Below are 12,799 nucleotides of genomic sequence, written 5' to 3'. Positions count from 1 at the left end.
GCCGATATAGAAGATAGAAGACAAATGTGCCGGAAAAGGAGGCGGGCCGAATGGCGGAGTTGGCAAACTGCCCGAATTGCGGTAAATTATATGTCAAAAATTCCGTCCGCGATGTGTGTGAAGACTGTTATCGCGAGGAAGAAGCTGCATTTGAACGGGTTTTTCAATTCTTGCGGAAACGCGAAAACCGTGCGGCAACAATCGAGACAATTGTTGAAAAAAACAATGTCCCGGAAAAACTGGTTTTCAAATGGGTGCGGAGCGGCCGGCTTTTGATTGCGCATTTTCCGAATCTGGCATATCCTTGCGACCGTTGCGGAAAATTAATCCAGTCCGGAAAGTTATGCGAAGAATGTGCAAAAACGATTGCAAAAGATCTTGAACGTTTTGAAAAAGAAAAGAAACGGCAGGAAGAAATAAGGAAAAAGACTTATCACATCAAGTAAACATTGCGCAGCTTTATCCGATATAATAAACATAATGGAACGGATACTGTTTGAAAAAGGGGTGAGCCGAATGAAAATCAATCCGGTCAATACTTCAGGGATCAATCCGTATCAGCAGCAAGCCAGGCGGGATGTGCAGCAAACCGCCTCCAGCACCCGGAAAACGGATAAAGTGGAAATTTCTTCAGAAGCGAAACAGTTGCAAAAAACGTCCCAGTTTGAGCAGGAACGGAGCCGGAAAATTGAGGCTTTAAAACAACAGGTACAGCACGGAACCTATCAGCCGGATGCGGAAAAAACCGCTGAAGGCATTTTGAAATATTTTACAGGCAAGTAAGGAGGGGCGTAAATGGCTGCGGAAAAATTGATCCGATGTCTTGAAAAATTGCAGAAGCTCCATGAAAGCCTGTTTATCCTTGCCACCGAAAAAACCGAAGCGGTGAAAAAGCAGGAGATAGAACGGCTGCAAAAAATTACGCAGGAAGAACAGGCCCATATCCGTGCAATCGGCGCACTTGAACAGGAACGGGAAACGCTGGCAAAGACGCTTACCGGCGGCAATGGGACGCTGTCGGACTGCATCGCGGCCGTATCGGGGGAAGCACGGTCCCAGCTCGAAACATTGAGGGACAGCCTGATTGGCATCACAAAGAAGCTGAAACAGCAAAATGAGCTGAACCAGATGCTCCTTTATCATTCCCTTCAATTTACCCAATTCATGCTGGATCTGATTTATCCGAAAAATGAACCCACCACATACGGGCCGCCGTCCGGGCAAAAAGCGGCGGCCGCCATGCCGCGGTTCGACTCAAAAGCCTGAAAGAATACGGAGGAGAAGCAAGGTGTCCACTTTCTTTGGATTAGAAACAGCAAAACGGGCTTTGACGGCCCAACAGAATGCCCTGTACACCGTCGGGCAGAACGTGGCCAATGCCAATACCGATGGCTACACAAGGCAGCGGGTAAACTTGCAGGCGTCAGATCCGTACCCCGCTGCTTCGATGAACCGCCCGGCCATCGCCGGACAGCTCGGGACAGGGGTGGAAGCGGGCGAAGTGCAGCGGATCCGCGACAAGTATCTCGATGTCCAATACCGGGAAAACAACAGTGCAGCGGGTTACTGGTCAGCCAAATCTGGTGCATTAAGCAAAATGGAAGCCGTCATGGATGAAACGGGAACGAAAAGCAGTTTGTCCAACACAATGGAAGCGTTCTGGGAATCCCTTCAGGACTTAAGCACGAATCCAGAAGACGTATCTGCTCGCTCGGTTGTTTTGGAACGCGGGCAGACGCTGACGGATACATTCCACTATTTAAACAGCACGCTTTCCCAGTACAAAACGGATGTCGGCAGCGAAATCAGCGTATCGGTCAACGATATCAATTCCACTTTAAAGCAAATCAGTGACTTAAATAAACAGATCGCTGAACTTGAGCCGAACGGTTATTTGCCAAACGACTTGTATGACAAAAGGGACAGCCTTGTCGATAAGTTGTCCAGTTATTTGAACGTCACCGTCGAAGTACAAAAAAGCGGGGGAAATCCAAAAGCAAACGCGGACGGCATTTACAACATTAAAATGACCGCTGCGGATGGCACAAGCGTATACCTTGTCCAAGGTTCAAATTACAATGCAGTTGAAGTACAAGGGGGAACCGACAGCAACGGCGACGGTATCCTCGACGGCCCACCGGCAAACGGGGAAATGACCGGCATCACAATCGGCGGGAAAAATTTTGCTGTCGCGGATACAACCGGCAAGGTCACGTTCCCGCAAGGCAAACTGTTGGGACTGATTGACAGCTACGGTTATCAGTATGCCGGCGCAAACGGCACAGTGGAAGCAGGGGCTTATCCGAGTTTGCTCGACAGCCTGGACAAACTCGCCTACACATTCGGAAACGTATTAAATGCTGTCCACGAAAAAGGGACAGACCTTAAAGGGAATGCCGGGACTGCCTTTTTTACGTTCGGTACCTTAACGGACTACAAAGGGGCCGCGGGTCAAATTGCCGTCAACAGCAGCCTTACATACGACAAAATCGCCGCCTCTTCAAATGGCGATTCCGGCGACGGGCTGAATGCCATTAATCTTGCAAATGTGGTTACCTTTGATTTAAGCAGCCAATCCGTGCAGCTTGAAGGGATCAGTGGCAGGCTTAACATTGCGGCACTCGGTCTGCCGCTTGCATCCGGCACCATCACCAGCAATTACGAAGGCCTCATTGGAAAGCTCGGGGTTGATGCCGAACAGGCAGGCAATATGCAGACAAATACCGCTTCCCTTTTGGATTCGGTGGATATGAACCGGAAGTCCGTCAGCTCGGTATCGGTTGATGAGGAATTAACCAATATGATCAAATACCAACAAGCCTATAATGCTGCAGCAAGGATGATTACTATGACAGACGAAATGCTCGATAAAATCATCAACGGCATGGGTGTTGTAGGCAGATAGGCAGGTGAAAAACGATGCGTGTAACCCAATCGATGCTCGCCAATAATTTCTTAAACAATTTAAACACAAGCTATAGTAAACTCGCGAAATACCAGGAACAGCTGTCTTCCGGCAAAAAGATCAACAAACTTTCGGATGACCCGCTGTCCGCGATGAAAGGCATTTCCTACCGGAGAACCGTCGCCCAGGTGAAGCAATACGAAGACAACTTCGCGGAAGCCAGCACTTGGATTGAATCGACAAATGACGCTCTTGATGAAGCCAATCAGGTGTTGCAGCGGATCCGGGAACTGACAGTGGAAGGGGCAACGGACACGAAGACTCCGACTGACAGGCAGTCGATCGCCGATGAAGTGGAACAACTTCGCGATCAGCTTGTCAATATTGCCAATACGAAAGTCAATGACAAATATATTTTTAACGGCACCCGGACGACGGAGAAGCCGATCAGTGGCGATATCAGCACGTTTGACGGCTCAACCAGCCTCGGCATGAACACCAATCCGGTAAAAATCGAACTGTCAAATGGCATTTATCTGCAAGTCAATGCGAACGGAGCAAATGCTTTTTCTGATGATCTGTTTAAAGACCTGAACCATTTAATCAGCGATTTAAAATCCGGCACATCGGCAAGCGGCTTTGACAGCTATTTGGGCAAAATTGACGGCCATATTGACAATGTGCTGAGCGAACTGTCGCAGGCCGGGGCGCGGAGCAACCGCCTTGATTTGATGAAAGACCGCGTCACCCAGCAGGAAACAACGGCAACGAAGATCATGGCCGGAAACGAAGATGTGGATATCGATAAGGCGTACACGGACTTTTCCGTTGCATCCGGCGCCTATATTGCTGCGTTAAAAGTCGGCGCACAAGTGATCCAGCCGACATTGCTCGACTTTTTGAAATAATACGGGGACACCACCCTGCTTTGCCAGGTGGTGCCGTTTTTTTATCTGAATGTTTTTGAACCGGGCGGGGCAGGAGCGGAACGCCGGTTAGCAGCAGAAACATGCATGCCCCCCCAAAGGTTTAGAAAACGCAAAAGAATATGCCCATCGAAAGGAGAGAAGGCGGTTTTCCCCGGCAGCAAAAGTCGGGGACCCCTCACTAAACATGATGAAGCTTCAAACAAAATACCACGGTGAAGTGGAAATAGAGGATGCAGCTATATGGCATTTTGAAGGCGGGATTCCGGGATTTCCGGATGAGAAATCCTTTGTTTTGCTGCCGCTTTTGGACGACGGCATTTACATGGTCCTCCAGTCAACGGCGTCACCCTATGTCGCTTTTGTCGTCACAAGCCCGTTTTTGTTTTTCCGAGATTATGAATTTAACATTGATGATGCCACGCTTGAACAGCTGTCGATTGAAAAAGAGGAAGATGTGCGGGTTTATGCCATTTTGACGGTCCGTGATCCGTTTTCGGAAACAACAGCCAATTTGCAGGCCCCGCTCATTATGAACGAAAAGAATCATAAGGCGAAACAACTGATTTTAAACGACCGGCATTACCACACAAGGCACCCGCTCTTTGCGGACGGGCCGGACAAGGAAAAGGGGTGAGAAGATGCTGATTTTATCGCGGAAAAAAGGCGAGTCGATCCAAATCGGCGATGACATTGAAATCACTATCGCCGCGATCCATGGCGACCAGGTCAAAATCGGCATCAACGCCCCAAAACATGTTGAAATTCACCGGAAAGAAGTGTACTTGGACATACAGGAAGAAAACGCGAACGCCGCAAAAAATATCGAAGGCCTGCTCCACCTGCTTGCCCAATCCAAGAAAGACAGTGGGAGCGAGAAGAAGAATGATGGATAAAAAAATTCAAAACCAGCTCGTTCAAATCGGCCTTTCAACAGAAAAGGTAAAGAAAATTATCCTTTTCGGCTCGAGAGCGGTCGGAGATAACACAGACCGGTCTGATATTGATTTAGCCATTGTGGCGCCGGAAATGTCAAAAGAAGAATGGGTATTGTTTGCTTTGGACTTGGAAGACGAGCTGGATACTTTACTTTCCTTAGACATCATTAAGTTTGAAGATGCCTCTCAACAATTGAAAAGTGAAATCTTAAAAAATGGCAAGCTTTTGTATCAGGATGACGATATCCCGAATGAGATGGAAAAAGACAATTTTATAGAAAGTCCATAAACTTCATCACATCATTCCATTTTTTACAGACATCTCAAAAAAGGACTGACACCACTTTTAAATTCTTAACGCGGTGCCAGTCCTTTTTCACTTGGTGTTTGATCCCGGGATCGATTTATAATACAGTTATGATAGAGGTGACGACTTTGAAACATAATCGTACGGATGAACAAATATTATTGCAAGCATTAGAAACCATTCATGATGAGACGGAAAAAATGAGGGAGAAGGAAGCAAAAAAAATTTGGTCTGAGATTTCCCTTCCTTTCTCATTGCATGCCGGGCTTTTGCGATATACAAAAGATGAGTTACACGAAATCAGAAAACGGTTGAACATCCGCAATGCAAGCAGCTTAAAAAAAGCGGATTTAACGGCTGTACTAGAAGAACATATTCCGATACTCATGAAAATCATTCTCTGCCAATTAGATGAGCATTTATTTCGCTTGATTCAAAACATGATCCACAATGGGGGCTTTATATTTGCTCCTGCCATGGAAACCTATCAAATCAAGTTTTTACAATCACTTGGGTTTATCTTCACGGGGACGTACAAGGGAGAAAAAGTACTCGCTCTGCCGGCAGATTTAATCGAGCCGCTGTCTTCACTAGAAGGTGACATGAAAGTGAGATCCATTCTAAAAAGGAACACCGAATGGATTCGCCTCACACAAGGCATGCTGTATTATTATGGTGTGTTGAATTCCCAAACCATGCTGGAAAAAATCGAACAATATACAAAAAAGCCGGTTCGTCCAATCGAGTTTTTCAACGTGATGAGGCAGGCTGACGATTTTTATAAAGTGGTTTGCTTGGAATATCAGGGCCTGATACATCAACGTGTATTTGATCCTTTTAAAATTAAAGAAGAGCAGGACAGCAGAAAAGACCTGGATTACTATCCTTTTACGAAAGCACAGTTACTCCAAGCAGGCGCACCTGACTATGTTTCGGAAAATAAAATCACCAAATCATTCAGGCGCTTCCTTCTTGACAATTATCGGATTACCCGTAAAGAAACCGACCAAATCATCATGGAATGTATCTTTGCCATCAAAGTGGGCGAATCAACAAACAATCTTCTTGAATTCATGCAAACCCAGGTTGAAATCGCCGACTTCAAAACTGCAGAAGCGATGATGAACATTTTAATTCAATTAAATAATCATACAAGACAATGGATTTTAAAGGGCTATATGCCAAGCGAAATATTTAAGGAGGAAAAAGAGGCGCTGCATCCCCTCCCGTTGAAAAAAGAAAACAACAAACCTGTAACAACCAGAAAAATCGGCCGAAACGATCCATGTCCCTGTGGCAGTGGGAAGAAATATAAGAAGTGCTGTGGGAGGTAGGGTATAACCAGTAACAGGCACCAAAACAGTAAAAGAAATTATGCTGTTTTGGTGCCTGTTACTGCAAACACCGGATAACCACAATACAACAGCTCTCCCCCCCCCCCAGTCCCCCACACCACCTCCACAGGAAAGAAAAGAAAAAAATTCAGCAAAACTATTAAATCAAAAGTCCTGCTATCCGATATATAAAGTGAGCGGGGGAACAGGGCGGCCGACCTCGAACCCCGTTGATAATTTCGCCCACAAGGATGTGGGTGCACAACATTCAAGGAGGAAAAACAGATGATTATCAATCACAACATTGCAGCGTTAAACACGTTGAACCACTTAAATGCTGCGACAAACGCACAATCGAAAGCAATGCAAAAACTGTCTTCGGGGCTTCGTATCAACGGTGCTGCTGATGATGCAGCAGGCCTTGCCATTTCCGAAAAAATGCGTTCGCAAATTCGTGGCCTCGACCAGGCAACAAAAAATTCCCAGGATGCCACTTCCTTGCTCCAAACGGCTGAAGGCGCACTGAATGAAACGCATGATATTTTACAACGTATGCGGGAATTAGCGGTACAATCTTCTAACGATACAAATACGGATGATGACCGGCAAAACATTCAAAGTGAAATGTCACAGTTGGAAAGCGAAATTGACCGGATTGGCAATACAACCCAGTTCAACACAAAAAATCTGTTAGACGGTTCAATGGGTAAAGCTGTTACGACTGCTGTGGCAAATGAAAATACAAGCGGCATTTTTAAGGATAAAGGAAATGGGAATGCGGCTGCAACAACAGATACTTTGCTTACCGACCTTACAGATAAGGACGGCAATTCACTAGGCATTACGGCTGGGGACAAAGTCACTGTCACTTATGTCAAAAATGGAACGACAACAACAAATAGTGTAACTGTGGCAGCTGATACTAAATTGTCAGATATTGGGACAAATTTAGGGGGAACACTTACTGCTAACACAGACGGTTCTCTGAAATTGGAAGCTGCTGCAGCAGGAACGGCTGATGCGATTGAAGGCATCACGATTACCGTCCAAGACCAAAATGGGAATGTCAGAACAGCTGCAACCAACGCCCTTTCTTCTTTTAAAGAAACGCAAGCAGCAGCAGATGTCCGTTCCGACGGTTCCGCAACTTTCTTAATTGGGGCAAACGGAGGACAAAATTTACAAGTAGACATCAATGATATGCGTGCCCAAGCCTTAGGTGTCAGCGGATTGCAAGTGTCGACGCAGACACAGGCAAATGCAGCGATTAAAGTCATTGACAATGCTATTCAAAAAGTATCGGCTGAAAGAGGCAAACTTGGTGCTTTTGAAAACCGTTTAGACCATACAGTCAACAACCTGACAACTTCGTCAGAAAACCTGACTTCTGCTGAATCGCGTATTCGTGACGTTGACATGGCGAAAGAAATGTCTGAACAAACAAAGCAATCGATCCTTGCCCAGGCTGCTCAAGCTATGCTGGCTCAAGCCAATCAACAACCACAGCAAGTATTGCAATTGTTGCGTTAATTTTATATTTCACAAAGGAGGCCTTTTCCGGGGTCTCCTTTATATTTTTGTGTATATTTGATTCCCTTCATGATACTTCTTGATAAGCGTATGGCGTTTTTCCGGCATCTGCTGGATTGAAGTGAAAAAACCTGTTTACACCGGTAAAGATCTCACGTATAAAAGATAAGTACAGTCCAGAAGAAAAAATAGAAATAAGAGGAAAGCATTGGGGCAAATATGCTTTCCTTTTTTTAATGGCTACGGGAAAAAGACACTTTGCCATTTGCTAAAATAACGAATGGAAATCACCCCAAATCGTTAAACCATGAACACAATCGGGGTAAGAAGTATTTGCCAATTCTTTCTATTGACGGCTGAAGGAGAGTTTTTTATGAAGGAATTCCAGCAAGGTTAAAGGAATAAGTACATATAGCATGGTTATAAAAAGGGGGTAATTATTTTGAATATTGTTGATCTTGTTCAATCGCAGGTCATTGCTTCAGTGAAGAAAGAAGAAGATATTGAAAAAGCAGCTTTGAGCCGTGCTAATATTGTATTTCTCTTAACAGGGGATTTGCTGAATACGTCAGATTATCTCGAACAGTTAAGAAAGGCCGGAAAGCATATTTTTATACATATGGACTTTATTGAAGGGTTATCCAATGCAAGGAGTGCTGTCAAATTTGTCGCTCAAAAATGGAAGCCAACCGGAATTATCACCACCAAACATTCTTTAATTAAATATGCAAAAGATGAAAAACTAATGACCATTCAGCGCATCTTTCTCATTGATAAATCCGCTGTCCAGAAGGGAATTGACACGAGTAAAACCTGTAGTCCTGATGCCATTGAAGTACTTCCCGGTCTGATGCCAAACATTATCGACCAGCTGACAAGAAAGGTAAAATTTCCAATTATTGCCGGTGGTTTAATTGAATCAAAAGAGGATATTTTGCAAGGATTAGAGGCAGGTGCACTGGCGATTTCAACAGGGGATCCTTCACTTTGGAATTTTGATATTTAATTTGATAAAAAAGAAACGGCCTTTTGTGCCGTTTCTTTTTTTATCCGCTGATTTCCGACCGCTTGATTTCATTCATTTGAATGATTTCACTATAAATATAAGCAATGCTCGTTTTTTCTCTGACTTTTATTTTTAACTCAAGCTGGTATGCTGCATGTTCCAGATCTTTAATATGGGTTTGGATGATTTTCATATCTTGTTTTTCTAAGGAGCGAATGACTTTTTGGATATCACGGCTGTCCTGTAAGATAAGATTGAGAGAAATCTCTTTTGCGTACAGCTTTTCAAAACCAATTTTTTTCATCAATCCCGGAATGATCTCCACGCTAATGATGAGCAGTACGCCCCCTGCAATTGCTTCCATATAAAAGCCTGAACCGGTGGCAATTCCAATACCGGCTGCCCCCCAAACCATGGCAGCCGTTGTTAAACCGGAAATGGTATCATCTTCTTTTCGTAATATTACGCCTGCCCCAAGAAATCCGATTCCGGAAACAATCTGGGCAGCGAGCCTTAAAGGATCCATTTGAATACGGACAAAATCGGATTGCGGAAACGAATAAGCAGACTGGATGGAAACAATCGTCAATAAACAGCTGACAATTGAAATCACAAGACTTGTTTTTAATCCGAGTGGTTTTCTTTTTATTTCCCGTTCAAGCCCGATTGCCAATCCAAGTATGGAAGACATGACGAGTTTTAGGAGCATTTCGCTGTCAAACTGAAAAAATTCAATCATGCAAAGCACCTCGTCTTTCTGCTTTACAGTCCATAATCTCGGACATTTGCATAATTTCTTTTACACTTTCAAGAATGTACTCCGGTTGTATCCCTGTTGTTTTGATCGTTTGTTGCGTGCTGATCCCTGTTAAAACCAAAATGGTATGTAAGCCATACACATTTCCCATATGAATGTCAGTTTCGAGGCGGTCACCGACAATATAGCATTGTTCCGGCTTCAGCTTTAATATATGGTTGACAATAAGATCTGCAGCAAACCTCGAGGGCTTTCCCATAATATGGTCAATCTTGATGCCGCTCACGCCTTCAAATGCTCCAATTAATGCACCACAATCCGGAACCGGTCCTTCTGCAGTAGGGCATGTACGGTCAGGATTGGTGGCAATGATCAAAGCATGATTGTTTCGCCATGCCATATATGCCTGCTTCAGTTTTTCATAAGTAAACTGGCGATCCCACCCCAGCACAATATAGTTTGCGAGATTAGCATCTTCTGTAATTAAAATTCCTTCTTTTTCTAATTCATCATACAAAGCTTTTTCTCCGATCACATAGGCAAGCTCTGATGGATTCATTTTTTGCTTTAAAAATCTTGCAGTCACATAGTTTGAATTGATAATGTCTTCAAGTGAGGTACGGATCCCCAAATGGTTCAATTTTTTTACGTAATCAGTTCTGGTGGCAATAGATTTATTGGTAAAAAAAACAACATGGTGTCCCCGATTCTGCAAGAAGTCAATCGTTTCCGCACTCCCTTTTATTAATTGATTGTCGAGATAAATGGTTCCGTCCAAATCAAAAATAAATCCCTTTTTCAATTGCTTTCCCTCCCAGTAAAAGAAAAATCCCCCAGTTTAATAAACCTTGAAAAAGGTTTACTACCAGCTGGGGGTTTCTAAAGTCTCTGCCCGTGTTATTTTTGCTTTTCTCTAAACTTTGCCATATTATCTGCTATATTTTTTAGAGTATATTGATAAGGATTAATTTCGAATACAACCGGCCCTGTAAACTGATACTTTGTCAAAATATCAATCAGTTTTTCTGTATAATGGTTCCCTTCCCCCGGCAGCAAATGCAAATCCGCTTTTCCGTCATTTTCTGATACATGTATCTCTCCCAACAATTCACCAAGCTGTTTTACAGTCTCTTCCAGTTCATTTCCCATGATCGCCAGGTGTCCCGTGTCCAGGCATGCCTTCAAATTACAGGCTTGAAGCAGGCCGGTCCATTCTTCTAAGCTAGAAGCAACATGGTGGCAGTAATTTAACCGGTCAGGGATTAGATTTTCAAGCAACAACACGATCCCCCGCTTTTGTGCCGCTTCATTTAATTTCATGAGCCGGCTTTGAACACGACACAGCGTTTCATCACGTTCTTCAGAGGACCAGGCATAGCCACCGTGCAAAACGGCATGGCTGCCTCCGTATCCCGCTAAAATATCCATCCATTCATTTAATACATGAAACGCCCTTTCATAGATAATCGTGTCCGGCGTGGCAATGTTCAAATCATGAAATGGAAGATGAATGCTCGTTCTTAAGCCAGTTTGCCGGGCATATTCAAAGGTTTCTTTTGCCCGTAAATGCTCTGCCCAAATTTCAACGCCGTCAAAGCCGGCCTTTTGAAGTATTTTAAAATCATCCAGCGTGCTCTCCTGCCCGATTGACCATATACTAAGCCAAGTTTCCATTTTTACCTCCTGCTTCAGCATTTTTTTCATCAAATTCCTGATTAATAAGTTCGAGGTTTTTCCCTTTTGTTTCCGGTGCTAAAATAGCCGAGATAAGAAGTCCCAGCAATCCGGCGGCGGCAAAAAACCAGAGGGCTTTGCTGTTACCCCATGCCACAACAAGGTTTGGGAATACCAAAATGCCCATGATTGAACCAATCCGGCTGACGGCAGTTGCCAATCCGGAAGCGCTTGCACGAATGCCGGTTGGAAATAACTCAGTTGGATATACAAAATTAAGAATGCCGCCACCCATGTTGGCAAATAGTACGGCAAAACTGAATAAGATGACAAGAAAAGCCATTGTCGGAGAAGGGTTCAGTGCTAAAATGATTAATGCAATGGATAAGCCGGTAAAAGAAGTAATGATCAACGGCCTTCTGCCAATTCTTTCAACCAAATTCATCCCGATAATTGCTCCGATTAAGCCCAACAAACTAACCGTTCCGGAACCAATATATACCATCATTTGCGATCCGTGAGTAAATGGTTTTAGAATGGTCGGTGTATACATGGAAATTCCGTAATAGGCAACGGCATAGCAAAACCAGAATCCGCAAACAAAGAAAGTGCGACGGAAAAGTCCTTTCGTGAAAAGGCTGCTAATCTTTTGTTTTGGCTTCATATTTGGCTGAATTTTGACTTTCTGTCCGGTAATTTTCAGCATAATTTCTTCTGCTTCTTTTTCACGCCCCCTTGCAGTAAGCCATCGTGGTGATTCCGGAAGCGTTACACGGAAAAAGAAGACAATGAGAGCAAAAATGGCGCCAGTAAGTAACATGTAACGCCACGCATTTTCGCCGAGCGGGACAAGCAGTATGCCAACCAGATAGGCAACAACCGCTCCGACAAACCACATGGCGCCGAGTGATGTACTGTGCCTTCCCCGGCTTTGCGTCGCACTGAATTCGGATACAAGCGTAGCGGAAATCGGATAGTCTGCCCCGATCCCTATGCCAAGTAAAAATCTGAAGAGGGCCAGTTGCCAAGGTGCCAGGGCAAACGCCGTAAGTGTCGCAAAAACGACAAATGCCAACAAATCAACCACGTACATGGCTTTCCGTCCATACTTATCTGTTAAATTCCCCAGCCAGATTGCTCCGATAAAAGAGCCAATGACAGCTGAGGAAGTAATCAGTCCCTGCATGCCCGGCCCGAATTCCCAGTGATCAAGGATCAGCGGCATGGCAACAGCAATTACCGTTAAATCAAAGCCATCCAAAAAAGTACCGCCGGCAGACAAAAGTGTGACTTTCCTTTGGAAGCGCTTTAACTGTGGCGAGTCTAAATGCTCAAAAATCATTTTTCTCTCCCTTTCTTTTCCGTATAATCCTGCCGAAAAATAAAAGCCATAGCCAAAAAAACATTTGTCATGTTTTTGGC

15 protein-coding genes are annotated in these 12,799 nt (G+C 44.3%); 11 read left to right on the top strand and 4 right to left on the bottom strand.

Annotated elements, in window-relative coordinates:
* The first annotated feature begins 50 nt into the window (after nt 1–50).
* The 11 genes from ABR335_RS13450 (at nt 51) to ABR335_RS13400 (ending at nt 8,946) form a co-directional block, all read left to right on the top strand.
* Nucleotides 51–446, top strand: coding sequence for a TIGR03826 family flagellar region protein (locus tag ABR335_RS13450; protein WP_013858610.1), 396 nt, complete (start codon nt 51–53; stop codon nt 444–446).
* Nucleotides 447–516: 70 nt separating this feature from the next.
* On the top strand, nt 517–783 hold the full coding sequence (flgM, locus tag ABR335_RS13445) for a flagellar biosynthesis anti-sigma factor FlgM (protein ID WP_014095890.1): 267 nt from the start codon (nt 517–519) through the stop codon (nt 781–783).
* A 12-nt stretch (nt 784–795) separates the two neighbouring features.
* Entirely contained in the window at nt 796–1,266 is a 471-nt protein-coding gene (locus tag ABR335_RS13440; RefSeq protein WP_014095889.1) for a flagellar protein FlgN, read from the top strand.
* A 22-nt stretch (nt 1,267–1,288) separates the two neighbouring features.
* Nucleotides 1,289–2,905, top strand: a complete 1,617-nt coding sequence (gene flgK, locus ABR335_RS13435; RefSeq protein WP_017551636.1) for a flagellar hook-associated protein FlgK — start codon at nt 1,289–1,291, stop codon at nt 2,903–2,905.
* Between the two features lie 14 nt (nt 2,906–2,919).
* Nucleotides 2,920–3,813 (top strand): flagellar hook-associated protein FlgL, encoded by an 894-nt coding sequence (flgL, locus tag ABR335_RS13430; protein WP_013858614.1) that lies wholly within the window; start codon nt 2,920–2,922, stop codon nt 3,811–3,813.
* Nucleotides 3,814–4,018: 205 nt separating this feature from the next.
* Nucleotides 4,019–4,468 carry a flagellar assembly protein FliW gene (fliW, locus tag ABR335_RS13425; RefSeq protein ID WP_014095887.1) on the top strand — a complete coding sequence of 150 codons (450 nt, stop codon included), beginning with the start codon at nt 4,019–4,021 and terminating at the stop codon, nt 4,466–4,468.
* A gap of 4 nt (nt 4,469–4,472) precedes the next feature.
* Nucleotides 4,473–4,727, top strand: a complete 255-nt coding sequence (gene csrA / locus ABR335_RS13420; RefSeq protein WP_017551637.1) for a carbon storage regulator CsrA — start codon at nt 4,473–4,475, stop codon at nt 4,725–4,727.
* Nucleotides 4,717–5,058 (top strand): type VII toxin-antitoxin system MntA family adenylyltransferase antitoxin, encoded by a 342-nt coding sequence (gene mntA / locus ABR335_RS13415; protein ID WP_017551638.1) that lies wholly within the window; start codon nt 4,717–4,719, stop codon nt 5,056–5,058. The genes csrA and mntA overlap by 11 nt, the downstream gene beginning before the upstream one ends.
* 146 nt (nt 5,059–5,204) lie before the next feature.
* The gene (locus tag ABR335_RS13410) at nt 5,205–6,410 is read left to right on the top strand and encodes a YecA family protein (protein WP_052042106.1); all 1,206 of its coding nucleotides are present in this window, start codon (nt 5,205–5,207) and stop codon (nt 6,408–6,410) included.
* A 285-nt stretch (nt 6,411–6,695) separates the two neighbouring features.
* Nucleotides 6,696–7,940, top strand: coding sequence for a flagellin (locus tag ABR335_RS13405; protein ID WP_035182248.1), 1,245 nt, complete (start codon nt 6,696–6,698; stop codon nt 7,938–7,940).
* Nucleotides 7,941–8,382: 442 nt separating this feature from the next.
* Entirely contained in the window at nt 8,383–8,946 is a 564-nt protein-coding gene (locus tag ABR335_RS13400; protein ID WP_017551641.1) for a glycerol-3-phosphate responsive antiterminator, read from the top strand.
* A 40-nt stretch (nt 8,947–8,986) separates the two neighbouring features.
* Here the strand turns inward: ABR335_RS13400 and ABR335_RS13395 are convergent, their stop codons facing one another.
* The 4 genes from ABR335_RS13395 to ABR335_RS13380 form a co-directional block, all read right to left on the bottom strand.
* Complete coding sequence (locus ABR335_RS13395) at nt 8,987–9,685, bottom strand: MgtC/SapB family protein (RefSeq protein ID WP_017551642.1); 699 nt, start codon at nt 9,683–9,685, stop codon at nt 8,987–8,989.
* Nucleotides 9,678–10,505, bottom strand: a complete 828-nt coding sequence (locus ABR335_RS13390; RefSeq protein ID WP_035182246.1) for an HAD-IIA family hydrolase — start codon at nt 10,503–10,505, stop codon at nt 9,678–9,680. Before ABR335_RS13390 ends, ABR335_RS13395 begins: the two co-directional genes overlap by 8 nt.
* Before the next feature lie 95 nt (nt 10,506–10,600).
* Nucleotides 10,601–11,377, bottom strand: coding sequence for a sugar phosphate isomerase/epimerase family protein (locus ABR335_RS13385; protein WP_017551644.1), 777 nt, complete (start codon nt 11,375–11,377; stop codon nt 10,601–10,603).
* Entirely contained in the window at nt 11,361–12,719 is a 1,359-nt protein-coding gene (locus tag ABR335_RS13380) for an MFS transporter (protein ID WP_035182286.1), read from the bottom strand. Before ABR335_RS13380 ends, ABR335_RS13385 begins: the two co-directional genes overlap by 17 nt.
* Nucleotides 12,720–12,799: the final 80 nt, after the last annotated feature.

The organism is Heyndrickxia faecalis, from assembly GCF_040267745.1.
GTDB classification, from domain to species: domain Bacteria; phylum Bacillota; class Bacilli; order Bacillales; family Bacillaceae_C; genus Weizmannia; species Weizmannia faecalis.
This window is presented reverse-complemented; position numbering and strand designations above follow the sequence as displayed.

What these genes read in the sequence shown, in the direction of transcription:
- csrA (WP_017551637.1), top strand. Translation starts at nt 4,473, where the DNA reads ATGCTGATTTTATCGCGGAAAAAAGGCGAGTCGATCCAAATCGGCGAT.
- ABR335_RS13380 (WP_035182286.1), bottom strand. Translation starts at nt 12,719, where the DNA reads ATGATTTTTGAGCATTTAGACTCGCCACAGTTAAAGCGCTTCCAAAGG.
- ABR335_RS13395 (WP_017551642.1), bottom strand. Translation starts at nt 9,685, where the DNA reads ATGATTGAATTTTTTCAGTTTGACAGCGAAATGCTCCTAAAACTCGTC.
- ABR335_RS13385 (WP_017551644.1), bottom strand. Translation starts at nt 11,377, where the DNA reads ATGGAAACTTGGCTTAGTATATGGTCAATCGGGCAGGAGAGCACGCTG.
- fliW (WP_014095887.1), top strand. Translation starts at nt 4,019, where the DNA reads ATGATGAAGCTTCAAACAAAATACCACGGTGAAGTGGAAATAGAGGAT.
- flgL (WP_013858614.1), top strand. Translation starts at nt 2,920, where the DNA reads ATGCGTGTAACCCAATCGATGCTCGCCAATAATTTCTTAAACAATTTA.
- ABR335_RS13440 (WP_014095889.1), top strand. Translation starts at nt 796, where the DNA reads ATGGCTGCGGAAAAATTGATCCGATGTCTTGAAAAATTGCAGAAGCTC.
- ABR335_RS13405 (WP_035182248.1), top strand. Translation starts at nt 6,696, where the DNA reads ATGATTATCAATCACAACATTGCAGCGTTAAACACGTTGAACCACTTA.
- ABR335_RS13450 (WP_013858610.1), top strand. Translation starts at nt 51, where the DNA reads ATGGCGGAGTTGGCAAACTGCCCGAATTGCGGTAAATTATATGTCAAA.
- flgM (WP_014095890.1), top strand. Translation starts at nt 517, where the DNA reads ATGAAAATCAATCCGGTCAATACTTCAGGGATCAATCCGTATCAGCAG.
- mntA (WP_017551638.1), top strand. Translation starts at nt 4,717, where the DNA reads ATGATGGATAAAAAAATTCAAAACCAGCTCGTTCAAATCGGCCTTTCA.